This window comes from Bacillus sp. FSL K6-2869 (genome assembly GCF_040869405.1).
Classification (GTDB): domain Bacteria; phylum Bacillota; class Bacilli; order Bacillales; family Bacillaceae; genus Bacillus; species Bacillus altitudinis.
This window is the reverse complement of record NZ_CP152035.1, coordinates 733,084-758,005: the sequence shown is the minus strand read 5'-3', so window position 1 is coordinate 758,005 and position 24,922 is coordinate 733,084. Positions and strand designations below refer to the sequence as shown.

Sequence of the window (24,922 nt, the reverse complement as noted above, 5' to 3'; positions counted from 1 at the left end):
CTCTCTCCATCGTTAAAATGTCATCGTCATTTTCAAATCTTTTCCTACCATACTATATTCAATATCCGCTGGACGGATCGCCTTTTTTAGTTTCTTCACACCTTCTCCTTCAAAAAAAGTAGGTGCATCTTTCCCTCCGATTAATAAAGGTGCCATATAGATAACAGCTTCGTTCACAAGTGATGCTTCTAAAAATGACGCACTCACACTGCCCCCTGCCTCTACAAGCACTGACATCACAGAGCGCTTCTTCAACAGGTGTAACACATCCTGAAGATCTGTCCGGTGTTCTCCGCTTGTGACAAATACTTGATGACCTTTTTGTATCAACTGTTGATACTTTTGATGATCATAATCTTGTGATGTACAAATTATGGTTTCTGCCCTATGATCTGTTAAGCATTTGGCATGAAGCGGTATCCTTAATGTTGAATCTAAAATGACACGAATGGGCTGATGGTTGAATGAATCCTTTACAATTAAGCCGGCATCATCTTGAATAATCGTTTCCACTCCTGTCAGCACCGCATCTACTTCTTGACGTAAGCGCTGCACTTCTGTTCTCGCTTCTATTCCAGTGATCCATTTGCTTTCTTGATCAGCCGTGGCAATTTTCCCATCTATCGAAATAGCTGATTTTAAGATGACATAAGGAAGGTTTGTTTGCATCAAATGAAAAAAAGGAGCATTTAAACGATCTGCTTCGTGTTTACATATACCTTGCTCCACTTCAATTCCAGCCTTTTTCAAAAAGGCAATTCCTTTTCCTGCAACAACCGGATTCGGATCTTGGGTGGCAATCAACACTTTCTTCACACCACTTTTGATGATCGCTTCGGTGCAAGGGCCTGTTTTTCCGTGATGTGTACAAGGTTCGAGTGTCACATACATGTCAGCTCCCTTCGCCTTTTCTCCTGCCATTTGCAGCGCATGAATTTCAGCATGAGGCTCGCCAGCCTTCATGTGCGCACCAATCCCAACAATCTCACCGCTCTGAACAATCACTGCACCAACAAGCGGATTGGGTGAGGTTTGTCCTTTCATCGCCTTCGCGTTGGCAATCGCCAGCTTCATATAAAAAACATCGTCTTTCATCTCGGGCTCCTTTCTTCTCTCAAGGGAAAGAACTCCTTCAGAAAATGAAGGAGTTCTATTCTCATGTGCTATACTTTCTCAAGCCGTTTCTTTTCAGATCGATCATAGTAAGGCAAGGAATAAAACAGTTTATATGATGCTCGTTGTTTACAAAAACAGCATTTGCGACATTCATATTTATTAATGAGGAGCACATGCGGACAATTGAGTACAGTCAGACCTTTTTTCATATGTTCCTTGCAAACACTTATCATGAGAATCCCCCGCTTACATTCTTTTTCTTAATGAGAGATTACTTCTTTCGGAAATTGTTCAAATAAGCGCAGTACTTCCGTATGTGTGCCATCTTCTCGAATATGATAAATACCACCGTCATATGAGCTTGCATACACATCATTTCCTAGTTGTCTAATAGCACTAATGCCATTCTTAGCAATTCGAATCGGACCTGTATTGACATCTAGCTCTGGATTCCAGACCACAATATACCCCCAATAGTCTCCGCTCACAATATAGCCAGAGTCTGTCACAGTGATGGATTTAATGGAATATTGATGCTCGTTGTGCTGATTTAAAATTCTGCCTGTATGCAAATCAAACAATCGGACGTTTTTATCACGGCTGACAATGGCAATACGATCTCTTTTGCTATCAATAAATACATCATTTAACAGCTCTGTCGCCCCGATATATTCTGCTGTTAAGGACAAACTCTTTTTATCGAGAAGACAGATGGTTCCTTCAACTGCCGCTGTGATGATATGATCTCCTTCTACCTTTAATGCTTTGACCGCGCAATCATGTGCTTTAGAACGGCCGATTTCCTTTAAGTGTTCTGTCGAAATGACATGCACATAACCGCCATAAGTGCCGATATAAAATTGACGATCCTCTTCATGAAAATACACACTATTGACAGGACCTGTGTTGAGATCAAAAGAGACCATTTGCTGCAATGACTCGTGTACAATATGCACCTGACTCGCATGATCGCCCCATGCATAATAGCTTCCATCCCGTGCAACAGCCACTCCATTTGTGAGAACACCTGTTGATTTTGCGATTTCGATTCCATTCTTTCTGAATTTTCCGTCATCTGATGCAGTGATAATATCACCCGCTTCAGTCAACGCAATATCATTAATAGAAGGTGTCGCCAATTCCTGCTCATCAGAGATCACTTTTCCTTCTTGAATTGACCATTCACAATACGTTTTCCCAAAGCTGGCTCCTAAAATGGCCTGCTCGTCTTCTGTCCAAACAAGCGAGCGCTCCCATTGATATTTATGAGGCAGCAGCGTATCAATTAAATCACCGGTTTCATAATTCCACAGCTTAATTAAATGGTCATAACCCGCTGTAAGCAAGTAGTTACCGCTCGGAGAAAAATTCACACGTTTCACACCTTGTAAATGAGCTTTAATGATTTTTTTCTCCTGTAATGTAGCGGCATCATAAATGATAACTGTGCCATCGTCTCTACCAAGGGCGAATACTTCTTTTTGATTGCTGCCGCTGATGGTATCCAGCTCATAATCAAACGGGCCAATTTCACCTACAATTTCTCCTGTTTCATAGAGCCATACAAGGACATAGCCATCGTCACCAGTTGTATAAGCTTTATCCTCATGAATCCATACAGCTAATACATCCTTGCTATGTCCATGAAATTCTCTTAAAATGGCTCCCGTTTCAATATCCCAAACTAAGCATCTTCTGTCTCTGGACACCGATACAAGAAGCGTATCCTGCTTTGCAAATGCGACAGCTTCCACGTCATCCGCATGACCATATAGCGTACGAATTCTTGTATGTGTGCTAGTATCATATAATTGAATGGTATAGTCTGACGATGCACTCGCTAAATACGTTCCATTTTCCGAAAGGGATAAAGAGTTGATGATATGCTCGTGACTACCAATGAATGTTCCTTCTCCCGTGGCACGGTCCCATTTATAAATACAGCGGTCATAGCCACCTGTGTAGACAATTTGGTCATGCTGAGTTGATAAAACGGATGTAATCGGTCCTCTATGCATGGTTTTACACTCCCACCTTTATATGTTGTTTTTGACGAGTAACTACACGAAAACCAGTAAATCGAAAAACAGGGTCTGGGTGTTTCCCGTGTCTTCTTGCGACTCTGCATAAATCTCCGCCTCTTGCGAAGGAGCCACCTTTTAAAATGTAGTAATCACTGCCGAGTGTCTCGGTTAAATCATCTACAACCTCAATTCCGCCTTCATATATGTGATACTTGGTGTTGACCCATTCTTCGACATTGCCACCCATATCATATAGTCCAAATAGAGATCTTCCTTTTTCGTAATGACGGACAGGTGTCGTTTTTTCAATATTTGATTCGTGCGTATTACAGTAAGAGGGATCAAACTCATCTCCCCAAGGATATTGATGTCTCGTATTACCCCTGGCAGCATATTCCCATTCTTCCTCAGTAGGGATCGATACCTCATATCCAAGCTTCCCGCTCAGCCACTGACAAAATGAGAAAGCTTCCTCGATGTCCATGCCCCAAGCTGGATGGTCTTTTCCCCCGCCAAGTTCTAGGTTCGTCAAGCTCTCTGGATAAGGCTTTCCTGTCTCGTCGCAATAGCTTTGATACCATTCATTGGTGACGACCGTATCTGAAATGAAAAATTCGCTCATATACGGCTGATAAGATGGAAATTCTTTGTACAGCCATTTTTGAAATTTTTTCTCACGGCCATAGGCTGGATTCAGAAGTTTGTCCTTCCAAAATTCTGATGCCTTTTTCATATCTTCTTCATTACTTCCAATCGTCGCATAGCCGCTTGGGATTTGAATCCAATTGATATCAGGTTTCACGCTTTTCTCCCGCCTTCTTTAAATAAACTCATCTACTGATTAATTAATTTCTTCTCATCGACCATATGCCCTGATGCTGCTTTTGCCTTTAAATACGCCTCATTATAGAGAGAGGCTTCTACCGTATGATCAAACCGTAAAACCGGAAGGCCGTAAGCAGCAATGGAATCGACTTTATCTGGATTATTGGTTAAGAGATGCAATGGTTTCCCTTTGTTTAAATAGTGCAAGACAGCCGCTGCTTCCTCGTAATGCCGATCATCATCTCCGCAGCCGATCAACCTGTTCGCCTCAAATGTATCCAGTTTCATTTCCTGTAATTTATACGTGAAGGCTTTGGCCATTAGCCCAATAGAGCGCCCTTCTTGATTGGCCATATACACAAGCATGCCTTTTCCGTAATCGGTGATTTTTTTTAGCGATGATGCAAGCTGTGGACCGCAATCACATTTCAGTGACCCAAACACATCCCCTGTTTGGCAGACACTATGAATTCGCACAAGCGGCGGCACTTCATTTTCAAAGTCGCCAAAAAGGAGACAAGAGGAAAATGTTTGCTGCTCGGTACTCATTTGTACAATAGACTCAACCGTTGGCGTTGTATCAGCTTCTACAGACGCAAAGGCATACCATGTAAACTGCACTTCTTCATGTTCAATAGAGATCGGCAGGTTCACTGGCCCCACGAGCAAATAGTGTTTTTCTTGAAATGTAAAATGATGAATCATTGATTGTAGTTCAGCTACAAACTTGTTCATTTGTCTCCCCCTATTCATCACTGCACCCCATTGAACTCTCTCAGCGCAGTGATGGCGTGATGAATATGTGTATGCACTCCCTTTGCATCCTGAGCACCGGTTCCAGCTAGAATCATGGCTCAGGAGAAATTTCCTGTCATACTGGCTGAATAGATGTGCGATGCCAATCATCCATCAGTACCTTTCATAAAGACTCTTTTTAGACTGTCACTTGTCCAGTACAAAGGAGCAGAAATCGAGCTTCATACGCTGTATTCTCTGTAAGAGAGCAACACCATTGGATGATTCTTGAATGGAAACTGACATGCTCTTTCTCTAAAAGAATATCTCTGCTAGCTTCGAGCTGCTTTCTCCTTTACTAGAAGCTCTGGTCCTTCAAATGCACGTCATCCGGTTGTACCCTTTGATTGGATGAATAGTCCGTACTTCAATTCAGCTACATTGATTGAAGCATGACACCCGCCTAGGTATGCACCAAGAACCATCACATCAAACATCGCGTTTATCCTCCTTTGCACTAGATTTTGACAGCAATGACATGATGCTGGCTGATCCCAGCCTTCGCTTGTAATGGTGTAATCGAAACGAGCTCAAGTCCTGATGTACAAATCTTTTCTCCAAGCTGAGTATCTGAGAATGAAAAATGGAAGCGTCCATCTTCTCCGATTAAGCCTGTTTTCCACTCTTCTCCCCATACAACAAGGGAAAACACACCACCTTCATGAAGCAGCGAGGAAATCTGCTTTAAGTATCGTTCGTGGTCATCAGGGTGCTGATGGTGAAAGCAGCCATGATCTAAAATCAGATCAAACGTCAGCTCGCGCCCTTGATTCATCGACCAGGACATAAAATCTTGATGATAAAAATGGACAGGAACCTCTTTTCTCTTCTTTAATCCTTGCCATTCCTCATGCTCATAAAGGTCAATGCCGGTATATGCCGACAGTCCTTGTAAATGTTCAAGAGCCCTGCCGTTCCCGCAGCCGATATCCAGCACAGAAGCAAGTGCATCCTTTTCCCTGGAACGCCATGCCTTGAGAGACATCACAGCAGCATCTGTTAATGATGGATCAGTGGACCACATATCTGTTCTTTGCTCATAGTGTTCTTGAAAAGCCATGCGCATTTTCTCTAAATACAACCCGCTGTCTTCATGATACAAAGCCTTTTTCATCACGTGACCTCCTTCAATTCACAATCACCTTTCCTAACAAAGGTGGTTTTCAAGCAAAAAGCCTTATGATAAAATGAAAGATGGATTTTTTAGGAAATCTGTTTTCTGAAAAAGGAGAGAAGCATCCCACATGTCACTCTTCTTTTTCAGCACTCATCTTCACATACAACCACAGCCATTCAACTGTTACAGCGCCTCAGTTTGTTATACATTTTCTTCATATGAATTCACCTCCTTAACAGCGCTAAGAAAGCGCTTTCTTTATGATGATCCTCTGAATACCTTGAACAATATCATTGAGAAATAGGCATAGTAGAAAGACGAATCTACCATTCTAAGCTATCTTTCATCTATTCTTTTTTGTCTAATAGATATTTCTTCAGTATCGCTCTGCCTCAGAAGCGCTCTCCCTTAGGTCTTAATGCATCATCATTTACCGAATTGATCCTGAAATCCACCTATCGAAAATTTAACAACTACTTCCATAATGACTTGATTAAGCCAAATATATTGTTTTTAGATTATTTTGTCAACAAATTATTTCCTAAACATTAGAATGATTTTCTAATTGAAAATACAGGTATATTTCGTGGTTTTTTGACCTTAAAACACTTATTTCTACACAAAAATACAACTTAAACCAATAGAACTAAGAAATTTATCTACTAAATTACACAAGATTTTTATTTCATTTTGAAATAAAAATAAAGATATCATAATTATTTCCCGAATGGTTTTTTGTGATATTTTCACTACTTTTTTCATTTTTTTGATGGTATCCTTTGATATTTCTATATTTTCAATTAGACATTTTACTGTTTATCCCAATTTTTCAACCTTTCTTATTATAGTAAAAAAGACAGATGATAGATTTTAATTATCGCAGCATGAAAAAAAGCCCCTTACAAAAGTAAGAGGCTTTTTACAATGGCGTTTATGCCCAATTTTTCACTTTTTCATGGTCAGTCACAAAGAGAAGAACTTTTCCTTCGTCTAAATGTTCTTCAAATGTCTCAGCTTCTTCTTTTGAGAAACCAATTTCGTGAATCTTATTGCGGAGTTCATCTCCCTTTTTGCTAAAGATGTTTCCAACCGCATGCTTGAGTCCAACTTCTTTTGGACCTATCGTATTGGCATCTGTGTTACTTGCAATACGCTCAGTTCGATCATCGTCATGGGACAGAACATAAATGTCCTCTCTTGCAACACCGAGTTGTTTTAATTGCTCCACATCTCTTTGAAGTGTTTCATCATTTGAATACTCTCTTACAACAGGTTTCATTTATTATTCCTCCTTTAACGTCTTACGAATCTTTTACCCGTCACTTTTGTCATTAAACCTTCCTCCAGCACATCCATTTTACTCTGTGAACTTAATGCGTCTATGGACTTATTTTTGACAAAAAGACTGTAAAAATGACTAAATTTTCTGAAAAATTGTATTCATTCCTTGTCATTTGTTGTACAATTCTTATACTGGAGGCTAGAAATGGGGTGGAGCTGATGTATTATTTTTCAGCTGAGCAGCAGTTTAATGCATGGGTTGTCAGTGATTTGGTGAAACAGCTTTTTCAAAAATGGAATCCTGAAGAATCAAAAGCAAAGCCGCTTACTTTGTTTGCTGAACAGCACTTTCACATCTGCATCGATTATCTCTTTTCTATTATTATTAACATTGGAGATATCGAGTCAATCGAACAAGATCCACAAGACCTGTTGTCCTCATATTTAAATATCCTTTTTCCTTTTGTGACGCACGATATGATGAAAGCCTCCATTCAAAATGCAAATGAATATTTATTAAAAGAACGTGATGCGGATGAGTATCAACTGTTTGGTTGTCTCCCGCCGCTCCTTTCTGTCTCTCTTCAAAAAAAGTAGTCCCCTTCTTTTAGATGGTGGCTGCTTTTTTGTATGTGCTTGGAAAAGACCGTATGTTTTGAACGAAAAGAAGCATCATGTTAATGTAAATCTAGGTTGCAAGTGAAAGGGAGGATTTGACATGAGTCAACAAAAACAAATTCAATTAGCAAAACGTCCAAAAGGGTTACCTACTAAAGATGTTTTTCATTTTGAAACAGTTGATATACCAACGCCGCAAGATGGCGAAGTCTTGATTCAAACGAAATATGTGTCTGTAGATCCTTACATGAGAGGACGAATGCAAGATACAAAATCCTATACACCTCCGTTTAAACTCAATGAAGTGATCCAGGGTGGAGTGGTCGGAGAAGTCGTCGAGTCCAAATCTCCTCAATTTGAGAAAGGTGATTTTGTACTTGGATTCCTTGGCTGGCAGGAATATTCTACTGCCAAAGCAGAGTCTCTGACAAAAATTGATCCATCCATTGCGCCGCTATCTTATTACTTAGGGATTTTGGGCATGCCAGGACAAACCGCCTATTTTGGACTTCTTGCGATTGGTCAGCCAAAAGAAGGCGAAACTGTTGTCATTTCTGGAGCCGCAGGTGCCGTTGGTTCTGTTGTCGGACAGATCGCTAAAATCAAAGGTGCCCACGTCGTTGGAATTGCCGGATCTGATGATAAGCTGGCTTATTTAAAAGAACTGGGCTTTGATGAAACCATTAATTATAAAACAACAAATGATTTAGATGAAGCCATTGCAAAAGCCTGTCCAAACGGTGTCGATGTGTACTTTGACAATGTGGGCGGCGAAATCTCTGATGCTGTGATGAATCATTTGAACCGTTTTGCACGTATTCCAGTCTGCGGCGCCATTTCTTCTTATAACATTAGTGCAAGCGAAGACATTGGCCCTCGTGTGCAAACAAAACTCATTAAAACAAGTGCATTGATGCAGGGCTTCATTGTTGCCAACTACTCTGATCGTTTTGAAGAGGCGGCAAAAGATCTCGCACAATGGGTAAAAGAAGACAAACTGACTTACAAAGAAACCATTATCGAAGGTTTTGACCATATTCCAGATGCATTCCTTGGACTATTCAAAGGGGAAAATGTCGGAAAACAACTTGTCAAAATTTCATAACACAAAAAGGACCCGCCAAACGGCAGGGTCCTTTTTTTATGCTTGCTTGGGCGCAAGGTGCAGCTGACCTTGCTTATAAACAATTTCCTGAAGCGAAAGATTTAGCTTTTTCGCCATTTTTTTAAGCATTGAATGCTCTTGAGATGTGACTAGGCTGATAACAGCCCCTTCTTTTCCTGCGCGGCCGGTTCTGCCTGAACGGTGGATATAGCCTTCTTCGTTTGGCAGGTCGGCATGGATTACGTAAGGCAGATCTTCAATATCGATCCCTCTTGCTGCGATATCTGTTGCAAGAAGAAGCGGAAATTCACGCTGTTCAAATTCCTTTAAGATGATAGCTCGCTCTGCTTTTTTCGCTTCACTGTGAAGCACACCAAGGTCGACATGGTGATACGCTAATTTTTCTGCATAAATGCTCAAATTCGTAATATCTCGCACAAAGACGAGTGCCTGCATGTCCTCAAGCCGTGATAGCTTTTGCAGTAATTTCACCTTGTCACGCTGATCACATAACAGGTAATAATGCCCTACCTTCTGCGCTTCTTCTTGGCTTCTGCTAATTCTCAATACCTCTGGTTCAGATGCAATGTCTTTGATCAGTTGAACGGTTTCCTCTTTCAACGTCGCAGAGAAACAAAGGATTTGTCTTTCTTTTAATGTGGATTTAATGATCGCTTGGATCGTTTTCATATGCTCTGGGACAAGAAGCTGGTCTGCCTCGTCTAACACGATCGTTTTCACTTCGTGCATTTTCAGTTTCTTGATTTTGATTAACTCTTGTACGCGACCCGGTGTCGCCACCACGATATTCGGGTGTTTTTTTAGCTTTTCCTGCTGCTTCTTGATGTTTGCCCCACCTATTAAGGAAATAGCTTTGATGTCTGAACCTTGTTTGAATTCTTGCACGACATCAAAAATTTGCATCACAAGCTCTCTTGAAGGTGCCAAGATTAAGACTTGCGGGTGTTTGATACTCACATCAATTTTATTTAAAAGCGGCAGAACATACGCAAGTGTCTTCCCTGTTCCAGTCGGTGATTCTGCGATCACATCGCGTTTTTCCGTAATCCACTCTGCTGTTTGTTCTTGTATCGCTGTTGGCTTCTCAAAGCCAGCCGCTTCAAAGTTCTTTTGAATAAATGGCTTTGCTTCTTTCAAAAATGCCCAATTTTCCGTCATGTTGATCTCCTTTATCCTCATTCAATCTATCCTTAAGTATCTCAAAATCAGCTTTGAAACGCAATTTTTCTTTTGATGCTTTTATCGAGCCGGACAGTTCGATATAATCATGAGAGGCACTAGCCGTTTTGAATCTATTTGAGGTGTAAAAAATGATATTATCTGTTAAAGATTTAAGTCATGGCTTTGGCGACAGAGCCATTTTCCACGAAGTCTCCTTCCGGTTATTAAAAGGCGAGCATGTCGGCTTGATCGGCGCCAACGGTGAAGGAAAGTCAACGTTTATGAATATTATTACTGGCAAGCTTGAGCCAGATGCAGGAAAAGTCGAATGGGCAAAAAATGTCCGTGTCGGCTACCTCGATCAGCATACCGTGCTTGAAAAAGGAAGAACCATTCGTGAAGTCCTTCAAGATGCATTCCATTATTTATTCTCAATGGAAGCCGCAATGAATGACATTTACGAAAAAATGGGTGAAGCAGATCCTGATGAGCTGGAAAAGCTTTTAGAAGAAGTAGGCGTCATTCAGGATGCCCTGACGAACAATGATTTTTATATCATTGATTCCAAGGTAGAGGAAATTGCAAGAGGTCTTGGGTTAACAGATCTCGGGCTCGATCGTGATGTGACAGAGCTGAGCGGCGGACAGCGTACAAAAGTACTGCTTGCGAAATTGCTGTTAGAGAAGCCTGAAATTCTTCTTCTTGACGAGCCGACCAACTATTTAGATGAACAGCATATTGAGTGGCTGAAGCGCTATTTGCAGGAATATGAAAATGCGTTTATCCTCATTTCACATGATATTCCGTTCCTAAACAGTGTCATTAACTTGATTTATCATGTCGAAAATCAAGAACTCACGCGATACGTTGGTGATTATGATCAATTTAAACAAGTGTACGAAGTGAAAAAGCAGCAACTAGAGGCAGCGTATAAAAGGCAGCAGCAAGAAGTGGCTGAATTAAAGGATTTTGTCGCGAGAAACAAAGCACGTGTCAGCACTCGAAATATGGCGATGTCTCGTCAAAAGAAACTCGATAAGATGGACATGATTGAATTAGCGGCAGAAAAACCAAAACCAGAATTCCACTTTAAACCTGCACGCACATCAGGGAAATTGATTTTTGAAACGAAGGATTTAGTCATTGGGTATGACGAACCGCTCTCTCGTCCATTGAATTTAAAAATGGAACGCGGGCAGAAAATTGCATTATACGGTGCCAACGGTATCGGAAAAACGACACTGCTCCGAAGTCTTCTTGGAGAAATCTCCCCCCTTTCTGGTGAGGTGGAACGCGGAGAATTCCTGCATATTGGCTACTTTGAACAAGAAGTAAAAGAACAAAACAGCAACACTTGTATCGAAGAGGTGTGGAGCACCTTCCCATCATACACACAATATGAAGTCAGAGCTGCCCTTGCCAAATGCGGTTTAACGACAAAACATATTGAAAGCCGTGTGTCTGTTTTAAGTGGTGGTGAAAAAGCGAAGGTCCGCCTTTGTAAGCTGATCAATGAAGAAACCAATCTACTTGTTCTCGATGAGCCGACAAACCACTTGGATGTCGATGCCAAAGAAGAATTAAAGCGCGCGTTAAAAGAATATAAAGGCAGCGTCCTATTGATTTCCCACGAACCTGAATTTTATCAAGATGTGGCCACTGAAACTTGGAATTGTGAATCTTGGACAACCAAAGTATTATAATCACAAAAAAGCCTTATATCTCATGCAGATATAAGGCTTTTTCTATTTAATGACCTGCTTGAATATTGATGAGATGTTTCCGGCCAATTAGCAGGATGATCATGCCTAACAGAACGACAGCCGCCCCTACATAATAAGGGGTGCTTGCTGTGTAAGTTTCAGCGAGTACTCCCGCAATCCAAGGCGCAATCGCACCACCAATAAATCGTACAGCACTGTATGAAGATGATGCAATTGAACGCTCAACAGGAGCTGATCCCATCACAGCCGTCGTAAGCACCGTATTGATCATGCCGAGGATTCCCCCAGCAATGACAATACCGCAAATGACCACGACCACATGTGATGTCCATATTCCAATGCCGAATAAAATCACAGCAAACGAAGCAAAGAGAACAACAAGAGCTGTTAATGTACCCAATTTGCGATGAATGACCGGCGCTGAGAAGACAGATGTCACAGCCAAAAATAATCCCCATCCAAAAAAGACATAGCCAAGACCATGCTCATCCAGATGAAGCACAAATGGCGAATAAGCTAGAAGAACAAAGAATCCAAAGTTATATAAGAAAGCAGCAGATGCCATCGTTAAAAGCCCCTTATATTTCAAGGCTCCAACAGCTTCAAATAACTTCACCTTTTTCTGCGGCTTTTGCATAGGTGGCAGCATAAAGGTAATGGCTAAAAGAGCAACGAGCATTAACACTGCCACACCAAAGAATGGCCCGCGCCAAGAGATCGTTCCAAGCTCACCGCCAAGGAGCGGCCCAACAGAAATCCCAAGACCTAGTGCCGCCTCATATAAAATGATGGCTTTCGCACTTCCGCCAACAGACACACCGACAATCACTGATAATGCCGTTGAAATAAATAAGGCATTCCCAATGCCCCATCCGCCTCTAAAACCAATTAATTCATTAATGGTTGAAGAAGTACCGCCTAAAGCAGAAAAAACAATAATAAAGATGAGTCCTAATAATAACGTCCATTTGGCACCAATACGACTAGAAATAAAACCGGTAAAAAACATCACAAAGCCAGTCACAAGTAAGTAGCTCGTAAACAAAAGAGAGACCTGACTTGGAGATGCATCTAATTGTGATGCAATGGCAGGCAAAATCGGGTCCACAAGTCCTATCCCCATAAATGAAATCACACAAGCAAAGGCCACCGCCCAGACGGCCTTTGGCTGTCTAAGCAGACTCGTACGCTGTTTCAACACTTCTTCTTCCTTCATTCCATCAGAACCTTTCCTACAGTTGTTTAACAAAATAAAATAAACACGCTGAGGTGTTTATTTTATTTTGTTGACAAAGGGCTAAAATGAACTTTATTTTAGCCCTTTGTCTTCTTTTTTCAGCGTGATAGAAAACCTTTGCAGTCTAGGAAGGACGAGTACTGGCGCGGAGCGAATTTGTCATTCGTGAGCACCGGCACGCAGGACTGACAAAGAATGCGAGGGTTTGTCTACACGCTGAAATAAACACGCTGAGGTGTTTATTTTTGTAATTGCTCAATGGCATGAGCCGCTCTTTCTTTCATCATTTCAAGATCCTTTTTAAAGGATTGAATCGTTTCTAGCTTTTTTGTAATCAATTGATGCTGCACAGTCAGCTGCGCATCAATATCTAACAGTTTCTCTAATCGTTCCTTCGGGTCAAGTGACAGCAAGTAGCCTTCTTTATTCAGCTCAAGCTGTTTTCCGATTTCCATAAACGATTGAAGCTCTTGTAAAGAAAAGCCAAGTACTTCTTTGGCCTGCATCACTTTCTCCAGTTCTTCCATGTCATCCTCTGAGTAAAGTCTGACACCGCCCTCTGTCCGCTTTGGTGCTGATAATAAACCAATCTCTTCATAGAAACGAATGGTCCGTTTCGTCAGACCGCTTCTTTTCGCCACTTGATCAATTTTCATCCATTCCATCACCAGTGCCTCCTGCTCATCAATTCATGTTTTATTATACACCTTTATGACCTTAACGTAAACGTTAATGTTTGATCACTTGATTTCTATTGAGGTTTGATGCAGAATAAATAGGAATCATTACGTTTTAAAGGAGGTACCCTATGCGTTCATTTCCATCCAAAAAAGAACGACACGCACAATTCGGTTCTGTCCCGCCATGCGCTAGAACAAAACCTTGTCAAAAAGAGAACATGATAGACATCCAACAAACCGAACAAGACTATTATTTTGATCTGGAACAGGTCGGAATTTGCCGTGTGTCGTACCCTGTACATATTTTGTCTAAAACGGCTCCACAGCACCAAACCGCTTCCGCTAATTTTACGCTGAGTACACATTTGCCAGCTCATCAAAAAGGCATTCATATGAGCCGTCTCACCGAGCAGCTTCACTCATTTTATGAGAGCGGAAAGCCGGTTGATGTGGATTCCTTAAAAGAATTGACCGCACAGCTTGCCACGCAAATGAATCAGCCTTCTGCCTCGATTCAAGTTTCGTTTCCGTGGTACATGGAAAAAAAGAGTCCCATCAGCGGAAAGACCGGTTTGATGCATGCAGACGTGCAATACGACATCCACTTTCATGAAGAAAACGGATGGATTTGTCATATTGGCTGCACTGCTCAAGTGACAACGTTATGTCCTTGTTCAAAAGAAATCAGTGAATACGGCGCACATAATCAGCGCGGCACTGTATCTATTCAGGTAGAGCTGTTTGAACAAGGTCAACTCCCTGATGACATGAAAGCAGATCTACTGCAGATCATCGAGTCTAATGCGAGTGCGCCCCTTTACCCTGTACTCAAAAGACCAGATGAAAAACACGTGACAGAAGAGGCCTATGAAAATCCACGTTTTGTAGAGGATGTTGCGAGGTTAATTGCAGCAGAGCTATATGAACAAAACTGGATTAAAGGCTTTCAAATTGAGTGTCGAAATGAAGAATCCATTCATCAGCACGATGCTTATGCCAAATGTTCTTATCAAAAAAAACTGTAGAATGTCTCTACAGTTTTTTTGCCAACCTTTATTTTTCATTACTTTCTAATTCCTCAATCATCATCGACAGTTCTGTCCAGCGATCCATCGCTTGTTCTAATTCTTCAGCGACGGCTTTTTGCTTGTCCATCAGCTCTTGAATTTTCCCAAAATCACTGCCAGCCTCAGCAATGCTGGCTTCGAGCTGCTGGTGTTTGTCCTCTAGTGCTTGTATCCGATCTTCAATCCCATCCCATTCAAGCTGGTCCTTATAGGATAGTTTTTTCCTCTTTTTCGGTGCAGCTTCTACTTGTTTTTCAGCTGGTTTTGTCTCTGTCCGCTTCTGTTCTTTTTCTTGCTCCATGTAATCGCTGTAAGCACCCTGGAAGTGTGAAATGCGTCCATTTCCTTCAAACACAAGCAGACGATGGACGACTCGGTCTAAGAAATAACGATCATGCGACACGGTGATGACTACGCCTGGGAACTGCTCCAAATAATCCTCTAAAATGCTGAGCGTCTCTGTATCAAGATCATTCGTCGGCTCATCTAAAAAGAGAACATTCGGCTCTTCCATCAATACCTTCAATAAATACAATCTGCGGCGCTCTCCCCCTGACAGCTTGCGGATAAACGTGCGCTGCATGGATCTAGGGAATAAAAATCGCTCCAACATCTGCTCTGCTGTCACAATGACGCCATCTGCCGTTTTGACAATTTCAGCTGTTTCTTTGATGTAATCAATGATATTCAGCTCTTCATTCATTTCGTTATGGTCCTGCGTGTAATAGCCAATGCGAACTGTTTGTCCAATGGTCAATTGTCCATTCGTCGGTTCGATTTTACCCGCCAGGCAATTGAGTAAAGTCGTTTTGCCCACTCCATTCGGTCCGATAAATCCGATGCGATCCCCTGGCACGACTAAATCGCTGAACTGGTCCACAAGGGTTTGACCAGCAAATGTGATGCTGATCTCTTCTGCCTCAATCACTTGTTTTCCAAGCCGGTGAGAACCGATCGCAAAATCAAGCTCTCCCTTTGCATCAGGTCCCTTTTGATCCTTCAGCTCTTCCACTCTGCCGATACGTGCTTTTTGCTTTGTCGTTCGAGCCTTTGCCCCTCTTCTGAGCCATGCAAGCTCACGTCTAAGCAGGTTTTGACGTTTCGTTTCTTTTACTTGAGCTTCTGCTTCTCGTTCCGCTCTTTTTTCTAAAAAGACTTCATAATTTCCTTTATATGTGTAAAGCTGCCCCTGATTTAATTCATAAATCCGATTGGCGACACGGTTTAAGAAATAACGATCATGGGTGACAAGAATGACAGCCCCGCTGTATTGACTCAAATACCCTTCAAGCCATTCAATGGTTGCGTTGTCTAGATGGTTTGTCGGCTCATCTAAAATCAGCAAACCCGCAGGCTGAATTAAATTTTTGGCGATCGCCACACGCTTTTTCTGTCCGCCTGATAACGCATGAACAGATCGGCTCACATCTTTAACGCCAAGCTTTGTCAAAATCGTTTTCGCAGAAAGGTTCGCATCCCATGCGTCGTCCTGATCCATTTTATTTTGCATACGCATAAGCGCTTCTTGTTTTGCCTCGTTTTGTGGATCATGCTCTAAATCAGCCAGCGCCTTTTCATAGGCTTTCATCGTTTGAATCATCGGTGCTGTTCCTGAAAAAATATAGTCGAGAATCGTTTCATCCCCGCTCATTTCAGGATCTTGCTCGAGAAATTCGATATCAAGTGTCCCTGCCTTTGTGATGTCGCCTTCCTCAAATGATTCAAGTCCTGCAATGACTTTTAAAAGCGTTGACTTCCCTGTTCCATTCGGTCCAATTAACCCGATGCGTTCCTTTGGTTCTATATGAAAAGAGATATGGTCAAACAGCGTTTTTTCGCCATAGGTTTTATATAATCCTTCTACATTCAATAAACTCATTTTATCAGCCCTTACATAGATTCTTCCTTTATTTTAAATCAGCCAGTAGCAGAAAACTAGTTTTAAAAAACCCGCTTCTGAAAAGAATGTTTCCTTTTGATGCTCGATACACTATGAAGAGGTGATCTAAAGATGATAACCATTAGTTTATGTATGATTGTGAAAAATGAAGAGGAGGTTTTGGCTGACTGCCTGTCTTCTGTTCAAGACATTGTAGATGAGATGATCATTGTTGATACAGGATCAACGGATCAAACAAAGGACATTGCTCACTCCTTTTCAGCAAAGGTACTCGACTTTGAATGGGTCCAGCATTTTGCCAAAGCACGCAATTTCGCTTTTTCCCATGCGACAAAAGAGTATATCTTATGGCTGGATGCCGACGATGTCCTACTTGAAGAGGACCAGCAAAAACTGCTTCAGCTCAAACAGACGCTTGATCCCGCAGTAGATGCCGTCTCGATGTTTTACCACGTTGGATTTAGTGAGGACGGTCAGGTGAATTTTAAATATAGAAGAAATCGGCTCGTCAAGCGTGCCTTGAACTTTCAGTGGTATGGGGCCGTTCATGAGTTTCTTCAGGTGTATGGCAACATCTTACCGGCTGATATCGCCGTCACCCATCAAAAGCGCAAGAAAACAACCGCTGGAGAGCCTGGACGCAATCTGCGCATTTATGAAAACATGCTTGCAAAAGGCGAAGAGATGACGCCTCGCGATCTCTTTTACTTCGCTAATGAATTACGAGATAACAAGCAGCATGTGAAGGCGATTCGCTTTTATCACAAATTTTTAGCCACAAAACAATGCTGGATTGAGGATGAAATTCGCACATGCCAAAATTTAGCTGACTGCTATTATGCAGTCGGTTTTGAGGAAGCCGCCTTATCCTCCTTATTGCGATCCTTCTTATATGATCAGCCCCGTCCAGAATTTTGCTGCCGGATTGGGGATCATTTCAAAGCACAAAATAAATACAAAGCGGCCATCTATTGGTATGAGCAGGCACTGAAGGCACCTGAAATCGAAACAGCCTTTACACTGACACAATATAAAACATGGTATCCTCACCTTCAGCTTTGCTATTGTTATTATCAGCTCGGTGATTTGGCTCAAGCCAAAACCCATCATCTTGCATCCTCAGCCCATTACCCAACCCATCCGAGTGTGCTGTACAACGAAAAAATATTTGCTGAACAAACGTAAATCTCCTGTTATCACATCCGCCTGTCACATGCCGGCGGATGTCTTTTGATACACATTAGCCTTTTGTGACATTTAATACTTTAGTGATTTAAAGCGTTTTTCAACCAATTGACTAAATTGTCATTTACGCATATACTAACATTCGTCTTACGAAAAGATTTATCCATTAGGAGGTCAACATGAGTTCTTTATTTAGAAAAAAGTCTCTCGACCAGCTCATGCTTGAAAGTCAAACGAAGCGGCTGAGCCGTTCTTTGAATACATTTGATTTAATCTTGCTTGGCATTGGCTGTGTGGTCGGGACTGGCATTTTTGTGATAACGGGGGTTGCGGCTGCGAAAGATGCGGGACCTGCGATTATTATATCTTTTATTTTGGCTGCGATCGCATGCGCCCTTGCTGCTTTTTGCTACGCTGAATTTTCCTCGTCCATTCCAGTGTCAGGAAGTGTCTATACGTATTCTTACGCAACACTTGGAGAATTCCTCGCCTTTTTAATGGGCTGGGATTTAATGCTTGAATATGTTGTTGCGCTCTCTGCTGTGGCAAGCGGATGGTCATCCTATTTTCAATCACTGCTCAGTGGATTTGGTCTGCACATACCGAAGGCTTTATCGGCTGCACCCGGAGCCGCTGATGGGGCCATCTTTAACCTGCCAGGCGCACTCATTATTTTACTCATTACCTTTATTGTCTCAAGAGGCGTAAAAGAGAGCACAAAGCTGAATAACATCATTGTGCTCATCAAAATTGCCATTGTCCTCCTCTTTATCATTTCAGGCTTTGCTTACGTTAAACCTGAAAATTGGACACCTTTTATGCCAATGGGCTTCCATGGCGTGATTGCTGGAGCGGCCACTGTCTTTTTTGCTTACCTTGGATTTGATGCAATCGCTAATGCATCTGAAGAAGTCAAAAACCCACAAAAAGCGATGCCAATCGGAATCATTGGTGCGCTCGGTGTTTGTACCATTTTATACATCGGGGTTTCATTTGTCTTAACAGGCATGGTTCACTACACGAAGCTGAATGTCAGTGACCCTGTCGCTTTTGCTTTACAAGTGGTTGGCTTGAACAGTGTCGCTGGTATTATATCGGCAGGTGCTATTATCGGGATTACGACAGTGTTAATTGCACTTGTCTACGCTCAGGTTCGTTTAACCTTTGCCATGAGCCGAGATGGACTCATGCCGAAAATCTTTTCAAACGTTCATCCAAAATCGAAGACACCGGTTGCCAACACTTGGCTGACAGGCACTGTTGCGGCATGTATCGTTGGTTTCGTCAACTTATCAACACTTGCTAATTTAGTCAGCATCGGTACACTTGCGGCCTTTACGGTGATCTCGATCGCTGTGATCATACTCCGGAAAAAACATCCGAATATGAAAACAGCGTTTAAAGTACCCTTTGTTCCTGTCCTTCCCATCATTAGTGCGGTCATTTGTATGATCTTGGCTGCCACACTGAAATGGGAGACATGGCGAGCCTTCCTCATCTGGGTAGCCATTGGTGTCGTTGTGTACTTCACCTATGCAAGACGCAAAAGCCATCTGAATCAAACACAATAGAAAAGAGACACGGGGTATCCCGGTCTCTTTTTTGTTTAAATCACACTGTTTTTCACTGAATTCGAATCCACCATATCTGGATCGAGTACGCTTGAAATCGGAATGACAAGCGGTGAACAATCTCCATTGTCCTCACCAAAACCCTGGTTCAATTTCATCGAGAGAAAATAATCGATCTGCTGATAAGGTCCTAGCGTCAGTGATGCCCCCCGATCCATTGCATTGATTTTAAAAGCACCGACATTGACGACTGAGGGTGAGAATAACATCACACATCACTTCCTTGGAATAGGTTTAGCTGCTGGCGAAAAAGAGGCAGGTGAGTCCACTTGATCTCGATCATCTACATGGCTCTTTGTTCCGACAAAACCGCTGGCATCTCCAAAATTCTGTCCGTACCCCTGATTTTTTTTATCTGAGTTTTGCCACTCTGCTAACAAATTTTGTCCGACATTCACCGCCGACGCATTTTCAAAGGAATTAATTTTTAACATGAAAATATTAATATTGATATACGGAGTTGGTTGAACCACAGATAAACCTCCTTTTTATAGGTATATGCGAGCACCCATCAAGTATGTTAACAGGAGGTCTTCACATGGACTTCGAAAAAATGAAGCAGTGGATGGACATTGCCCAGCAAATGCATGGAGATGATTTTTGGAAAATGATATTCGATGATGAGCAAAGATCTCCCTTTATGGCAAATGGTCCGTCTCCCTTTACATTCTCGCAGCAAGATCAGCGAGGAACAGATGCATCGTTTCCACCAGTCGACATTGTGGAAACCCCTACTGAATTTCAGTACTTAATTTATCTGCCTGGCTACCGGAAGGAAGATGTTCAGGTGCTGTCATATGGTGAATATTTAGTTGTAAAAGGACAGCGTTTTTCCTTTTTTAACGAACAGGATTTTCGCCAAAAACAAGGGAAGTATGGTCCGTTTGAAAGAAAAATTCGGCTCCCAGATATGATTCTTGGTCAAATGAATGCGGCCTTTAAAGACGGCGTGCTATACATTCGCCTGCAAAAGGATGAAGGAAAAGCAACTGCGATAATCATAGATGACGAATATTGATACTGACTGCGTCTATTAGATCACGATCATCAATCGTTTCAATCGGCAAGATCGTGATCACGCCATCGGCATTTTGTTCACCAAAACCATTGTTTCTTTTGATCGTCGAGCAGTGATTTCGTACGATCGTCGAACCGAATGTCATCGTGGACCCTGTACCAATCGTATTCGTCTTCATATGTGTAATCTGAATGCGTGTAGGCAGCATGCACTTCTCCCCTTTCATGTATCTCTATAAGTATATACCGGGCAGCTTTTCCATAGACTAGAGCAAGGCGAAAGAAAAGGTTGTGGTCCACTTGAAACATTTCATTCAATCACTCTTTAAAAAAACCGAAGCCAGTCCATCCCCATCTGTCGTCGAGCTGGAAAAAAGACTCACCGCTCTTGAGCAGAAAATGTCTGCACCTGCTCCGCCTGTCTCGGAGGATACGCACATTCACATTGAATCACTGCATGTGGACAAAATTGACTACCATTTAGAGTTTGGTGAGCTTTCCATTGATCAGCTTAAAGGTAGACTCAACATTGGAGCCACCTATTACACGCCAAAGGACCCGCACCTCAAAAAGGCAGCTTCAGTACCGAAGCCAAAAGAAACAAAAACACCAAAAGTCTCCATTCGATCAAAGTCTTCATCTCAGCACGACCGGAAGCCAGAAATAAACCGCAAGCACAATCGCTACAATACTGATCACATTTAGCCAAAAGCCAGCCTTGACCATATCAGATATTTTCAGCACGTCCGCACTAAAGACAGCCGCATTTGGCGGTGTGGAAATTGGCAACATAAACGCACATGAGGAAGCTAACGCAGCCGCAGCCATTAAGCCGTACGGCTCCATGCCAATTGCAAGTCCAAGCCCTACTGTAATCGGAATGATCATGTTCGCAACTGCTGTATTAGACATAATTTCGGTCATAAATAAAATAGAAGCCGTTAAAATAATTAGCAGCATGAGGTAAGACAGCCCATTTAAATGCTGTAAATTTTCCCCGATCCATCCTGTTAGATTCGTTTCCGCAAATCCTGTAGCGAGCGAAAGCCCGCCTCCAAACAAAAGCAAAAGCCCCCATGGCAACTGCTTCATATCCTGCCATTCTAGTATTCTCTCTCCATTTGTCGCTGGAATGAGAAATAACAGCATCGCCCCAAAGATTGCGATCGACGTATCCGAGACAGGAAGCCCGCCAAACAAAAAGATTTTAAAAATCCATAAAAAAGCCGTCATAAGAAAAATAGCAAAAACCCATTTTTCTTCTTGTTTCATTTTGCCTAAATCCTCTAAACCCTTCCGTATAAACGCCGCTCCCATTTCACCTGTGTGCTCTACCTTGAACTGTATCTTGGTCAAATACAGAAATAAGAGAATAAGCAGAACAGCCGCCACCGGAAAACCAAACAAAAACCATTCAAAAAACATAATTTCTCGATCTAATAGCTTTTTTGACATCGCTGCAAAAACAGCATTTGGCACAGACCCAACGAGTGTCGCCAGTCCGCCAATAGAGGCTGAATAAGCGACCGATAATAGAATGCTTTTACTGAATCGGTCAAGAGATGCACCAGACAAAATATCGTTCGCCTTCACCTCTTTAATCACAGCCAGTGCCACAGGCAGCATCATTAGTGCTGTGGCTGCATTTGAAATCCACATAGATAAAAAGGCCGTTGCCATCATAACCCCTAATACAATGCGGTCACTTCTTGTGCCAATGATGTTTAAAATATGTAAGGCCATTCTTCTATGTAAATTCCATTTTTCAATAGCAATGGCAATCATAAATCCGCCCATGTACATAAAAACAATCGGGTCTCCATAAGCTCTTGATGTTTGCTCCATCGATAGCCCGCCAAGTGTTGGCAAAAGGATGATGGGCAATAAAGAGGTAGCCGGTATAGGCAAAGCTTCTGTGACCCACCATGTCGCAGTCCAAGCCGTAACGCCCAGTACCACTCTTGGTGCATAGGTTAATTCACTTTCTGGAATGAGCAAAAAAATAAGCAAAAAGAAGATCGGTCCAAGAACAAGTCCAGTCAGATTCACTTTTTTATAAACGATCACAATTCCTCCTTCATGAAAACGCTTTTAATTTTTTCTAATTTTTCACATTCGATGATCACATCAAAAATCCTTTAAATCATAAGAAAAAATGAAGAGATCCTTAAGCAGCAACTGTGTCTTGCTTCATATTTCCACTTCATGTCTTGGTCTATTTTCAAAGGAGAAACTATACAAATCCTACACAGTAACTGTAAACTATAGAGGATCTAATCAAAAATTGAGGTGTTTTCATTGTATACAGATCAACGAAAATCATTTTGGAAACAGAAAAAAGTCATCATTCCCCTTCTTAGCATCATCGCGATTGCTGCTGCTCTCTTTTTCTTAAAAGATACGCTTTTCTCCAAAGAAAAAGAGGCGCTGAAAGCCGCTGAATCCTTTACGAAACATCTGGAGAAAAAAGAATTCACAAAATTGGCAGATGAGGTCACAAGCGGCTCTCTGAAAGCCAATGACTTTTCTAAAAAACAACTTGCCGAAAAATACGATCATATCTTTAGCGGCATCGGTGCGAATGATCTAAACGTCTCAAACGTCAACGTAGAAAAACAGGATAAAGGAAATGGGTATCAATTCACCTATGAAGTCACGATGAAAACGTCACTTGGAAAACTGAACAAACTCTCTTACAAAGGTGTTCTCTCCGAAGAGGATAACGAGTGGAAAGTAGACTGGAAACCAAATCTCATCTTCCCGCAAATGGAAAAGGGTGACACCATCAAAGTGACAACGGATCCTGCGGTACGCGGAAATATTGTAGATCGAAAAGGGCGCACGTTAGCAGAAACAACTGGTGGACACGCACTTGGCATCATCCCTGGAAAGCTCGGGACAGGTACGGAAAAAGAAAGCAACATCAAAAAAATCAGCAGCGCTTTTGATATAGATGAAGAGCTGATTCAAAATCAGTTGAAACAAGCATGGGTCACAGATGACACATTTGTCCCGCTAAAGTCTATGTTAGAGCAAAAGCCGATTCCAAAAGACATAAATGGCGTCACCTATCAAACGAAGGAAATGCGCTACTATCCATATAACGAAGCCGCTGCTCATCTGACAGGCTATGTGGGAAAAGCAAATGCGGATGATATCAAAAGAAATCCAGCTTTAAAGGCGGATCAAATCATCGGCAAAACCGGCCTTGAATTCACATTTGACAAGAACTTAAGAGGACAAGATGGCGGAAGCATCCTCATTATCCATGATGAAACAGGTATTGAAGAAACATTACAAAAAACAGACCGAAAAGACGGAAAAACAGTCAAACTGACCATTGATGCATCTTTACAGAAAAAAGCCTATCAACAGCTGAAAGGTGAAAAAGGGGCTGTCACCATTATGAATCCATCATCAGGTGATTTATTAGCGCTTGTTAGCACCCCTTCTTACGATGTCAATTTAATGACCAATGGGATCACGCCAAAACAATACCAAGCATACAGTGAAAATCCTGATCTCCCATTCCAAGCTCGGTATGCGAGCAGATATGCACCAGGATCTACATTCAAAACCATTACAGCAGCGATTGGACTGGAAACAGGTGTCACAAAACCTAATAAAGTGCGCACCATTCATGGGCTGAAATGGCAAAAGGATCAATCATGGGGAAATTATCGCATTACACGGGTTCATGACAAAGAACAAGTCAATATGGTCGATGCCCTCGTGTACTCAGATAATATTTATTTTGGACAGGAAGCCCTTGAAATCGGCAAAGATACTTACGAGAAAAAAGTAAAAACATTTGGGTTTGGTGATGATTTAAACATGCCGTTTACAATGAAGCCAGCACAAGTGTCTAACGACGGGATTCAATCAGACATCTTACTTGCCGACTCAGCATATGGCCAAGGAGAATTACTCATGTCTCCAATTGAACAAGTACATGCCTATTCTCCATTTGCAACAGGAGGAAAGCTTGTGTACCCTCGAGTCATTCAGAATGAAAAAACAGCATCACCAAAACAGATCATCAAAGAAGATACAGCAAATACGGTGAAGGACGCACTAACTCAAGTCGTCACCAATTCAAACGGAACCGCTCACTCGTTGCAAATAAAAGGGGCTGATATAGCCGCTAAAACGGGAACAGCGGAACTAAAGAGCAAACAAGGTGCGACAGACGGTACTGAAAATGGATTTTTACTTGCGTTTAATCCTAAAAAAGAAGATTACGTCCTCGTCGGCATGATTGAAGGTGTGAAAAACCGTGGAGGCAGTGGACTTGTCATTCAAAAAATGAAGCCTGTCATCGCTTCTTTCTATAAATAACCCTTAAGAGACACACGCTCCATCAAGCGCATGTGTCTCTTTTTTTCTAAATCATGACAATTTGCTATTGTTTTATAGTT

At 41.9% G+C, this 24,922-nt stretch carries 23 protein-coding genes; 9 read left to right on the top strand and 14 right to left on the bottom strand.

Features of this window, described 5'->3' with window-relative positions; genetic code table 11:
- Positions 1-12 precede the first annotated feature (12 nt).
- The 6 genes from ribD to MHI58_RS03695 form a co-directional block, all read right to left on the bottom strand.
- Entirely contained in the window at positions 13-1,095 is a 1,083-nt protein-coding gene (gene ribD, locus MHI58_RS03720) for a bifunctional diaminohydroxyphosphoribosylaminopyrimidine deaminase/5-amino-6-(5-phosphoribosylamino)uracil reductase RibD (protein ID WP_255816938.1), read from the bottom strand.
- Between the two features lie 281 nt (positions 1,096-1,376).
- Positions 1,377-3,134, bottom strand: coding sequence for a WD40 repeat domain-containing protein (locus MHI58_RS03715; RefSeq protein ID WP_035391378.1), 1,758 nt, complete (start codon positions 3,132-3,134; stop codon positions 1,377-1,379).
- Positions 3,135-3,138: 4 nt separating this feature from the next.
- On the bottom strand, positions 3,139-3,942 hold the full coding sequence (locus MHI58_RS03710) for an SUMF1/EgtB/PvdO family nonheme iron enzyme (protein WP_024718589.1): 804 nt from the start codon (positions 3,940-3,942) through the stop codon (positions 3,139-3,141).
- A gap of 32 nt (positions 3,943-3,974) precedes the next feature.
- Positions 3,975-4,700 carry a GTP cyclohydrolase II gene (locus MHI58_RS03705; RefSeq protein ID WP_017360404.1) on the bottom strand — a complete coding sequence of 242 codons (726 nt, stop codon included), beginning with the start codon at positions 4,698-4,700 and terminating at the stop codon, positions 3,975-3,977.
- A gap of 517 nt (positions 4,701-5,217) precedes the next feature.
- Entirely contained in the window at positions 5,218-5,874 is a 657-nt protein-coding gene (locus tag MHI58_RS03700) for a class I SAM-dependent methyltransferase (RefSeq protein WP_008343184.1), read from the bottom strand.
- A 934-nt stretch (positions 5,875-6,808) separates the two neighbouring features.
- Positions 6,809-7,156, bottom strand: a complete 348-nt coding sequence (locus MHI58_RS03695) for a general stress protein (RefSeq protein ID WP_017360406.1) — start codon at positions 7,154-7,156, stop codon at positions 6,809-6,811.
- 221 nt (positions 7,157-7,377) lie between these two features.
- Here MHI58_RS03695 and MHI58_RS03690 point away from each other — a divergent pair, with 221 nt between their 5' ends.
- Both MHI58_RS03690 and MHI58_RS03685 read left to right on the top strand, forming a co-directional pair.
- The gene (locus tag MHI58_RS03690) at positions 7,378-7,755 is read left to right on the top strand and encodes a YfmB family protein (protein WP_045034516.1); all 378 of its coding nucleotides are present in this window, start codon (positions 7,378-7,380) and stop codon (positions 7,753-7,755) included.
- Between the two features lie 121 nt (positions 7,756-7,876).
- Complete coding sequence (locus tag MHI58_RS03685; RefSeq protein WP_045034457.1) at positions 7,877-8,881, top strand: NADP-dependent oxidoreductase; 1,005 nt, start codon at positions 7,877-7,879, stop codon at positions 8,879-8,881.
- A 36-nt stretch (positions 8,882-8,917) separates the two neighbouring features.
- On the opposite strand, the gene MHI58_RS03680 is transcribed toward MHI58_RS03685, so the two are convergent.
- Positions 8,918-10,060, bottom strand: coding sequence for a DEAD/DEAH box helicase (locus MHI58_RS03680; RefSeq protein WP_045034456.1), 1,143 nt, complete (start codon positions 10,058-10,060; stop codon positions 8,918-8,920).
- Between the two features lie 152 nt (positions 10,061-10,212).
- Here MHI58_RS03680 and MHI58_RS03675 point away from each other — a divergent pair, with 152 nt between their 5' ends.
- On the top strand, positions 10,213-11,766 hold the full coding sequence (locus MHI58_RS03675; RefSeq protein ID WP_024718592.1) for an ABC-F family ATP-binding cassette domain-containing protein: 1,554 nt from the start codon (positions 10,213-10,215) through the stop codon (positions 11,764-11,766).
- A 46-nt stretch (positions 11,767-11,812) separates the two neighbouring features.
- On the opposite strand, the gene MHI58_RS03670 is transcribed toward MHI58_RS03675, so the two are convergent.
- Positions 11,813-13,003, bottom strand: coding sequence for an MFS transporter (locus tag MHI58_RS03670; RefSeq protein WP_251185451.1), 1,191 nt, complete (start codon positions 13,001-13,003; stop codon positions 11,813-11,815).
- Between the two features lie 260 nt (positions 13,004-13,263).
- Entirely contained in the window at positions 13,264-13,689 is a 426-nt protein-coding gene (locus MHI58_RS03665) for a MerR family transcriptional regulator (RefSeq protein WP_017366797.1), read from the bottom strand.
- Between the two features lie 143 nt (positions 13,690-13,832).
- Between MHI58_RS03665 and folE2 the strand changes: the two genes are divergently transcribed.
- Positions 13,833-14,729, top strand: a complete 897-nt coding sequence (folE2, locus tag MHI58_RS03660) for a GTP cyclohydrolase FolE2 (RefSeq protein WP_368004377.1) — start codon at positions 13,833-13,835, stop codon at positions 14,727-14,729.
- A gap of 28 nt (positions 14,730-14,757) precedes the next feature.
- Here folE2 and MHI58_RS03655 read toward each other — a convergent pair whose 3' ends face one another.
- Complete coding sequence (locus MHI58_RS03655) at positions 14,758-16,650, bottom strand: ABC-F family ATP-binding cassette domain-containing protein (protein ID WP_041506629.1); 1,893 nt, start codon at positions 16,648-16,650, stop codon at positions 14,758-14,760.
- Between the two features lie 132 nt (positions 16,651-16,782).
- Between MHI58_RS03655 and MHI58_RS03650 the strand changes: the two genes are divergently transcribed.
- Positions 16,783-17,856, top strand: a complete 1,074-nt coding sequence (locus MHI58_RS03650; protein ID WP_041090656.1) for a glycosyltransferase family 2 protein — start codon at positions 16,783-16,785, stop codon at positions 17,854-17,856.
- Between the two features lie 179 nt (positions 17,857-18,035).
- Complete coding sequence (locus tag MHI58_RS03645) at positions 18,036-19,427, top strand: amino acid permease (RefSeq protein ID WP_061418304.1); 1,392 nt, start codon at positions 18,036-18,038, stop codon at positions 19,425-19,427.
- Positions 19,428-19,462: 35 nt separating this feature from the next.
- On the opposite strand, the gene MHI58_RS03640 is transcribed toward MHI58_RS03645, so the two are convergent.
- Positions 19,463-19,696 (bottom strand): hypothetical protein, encoded by a 234-nt coding sequence (locus MHI58_RS03640; protein ID WP_008344178.1) that lies wholly within the window; start codon positions 19,694-19,696, stop codon positions 19,463-19,465.
- 6 nt (positions 19,697-19,702) lie between these two features.
- Positions 19,703-19,960 (bottom strand): hypothetical protein, encoded by a 258-nt coding sequence (locus tag MHI58_RS03635; RefSeq protein WP_008344180.1) that lies wholly within the window; start codon positions 19,958-19,960, stop codon positions 19,703-19,705.
- 65 nt (positions 19,961-20,025) lie between these two features.
- Between MHI58_RS03635 and MHI58_RS03630 the strand changes: the two genes are divergently transcribed.
- Positions 20,026-20,505, top strand: coding sequence for an Hsp20/alpha crystallin family protein (locus tag MHI58_RS03630; RefSeq protein WP_008344182.1), 480 nt, complete (start codon positions 20,026-20,028; stop codon positions 20,503-20,505).
- On the opposite strand, the gene MHI58_RS03625 is transcribed toward MHI58_RS03630, so the two are convergent.
- Positions 20,486-20,713 (bottom strand): hypothetical protein, encoded by a 228-nt coding sequence (locus MHI58_RS03625; RefSeq protein ID WP_056705606.1) that lies wholly within the window; start codon positions 20,711-20,713, stop codon positions 20,486-20,488. The two genes, MHI58_RS03630 and MHI58_RS03625, sit on opposite strands and share 20 nt — an antisense overlap.
- Before the next feature lie 91 nt (positions 20,714-20,804).
- Here MHI58_RS03625 and MHI58_RS03620 point away from each other — a divergent pair, with 91 nt between their 5' ends.
- Positions 20,805-21,209, top strand: a complete 405-nt coding sequence (locus tag MHI58_RS03620; protein WP_056705609.1) for a hypothetical protein — start codon at positions 20,805-20,807, stop codon at positions 21,207-21,209.
- On the opposite strand, the gene MHI58_RS03615 is transcribed toward MHI58_RS03620, so the two are convergent.
- Entirely contained in the window at positions 21,141-22,571 is a 1,431-nt protein-coding gene (locus MHI58_RS03615; RefSeq protein ID WP_024718600.1) for a DASS family sodium-coupled anion symporter, read from the bottom strand. The two genes, MHI58_RS03620 and MHI58_RS03615, sit on opposite strands and share 69 nt — an antisense overlap.
- A gap of 231 nt (positions 22,572-22,802) precedes the next feature.
- On the opposite strand from MHI58_RS03615, the gene MHI58_RS03610 reads away from it, so the two are divergent.
- Complete coding sequence (locus tag MHI58_RS03610; RefSeq protein ID WP_255816935.1) at positions 22,803-24,842, top strand: penicillin-binding transpeptidase domain-containing protein; 2,040 nt, start codon at positions 22,803-22,805, stop codon at positions 24,840-24,842.
- Positions 24,843-24,922 lie beyond the last annotated feature (80 nt).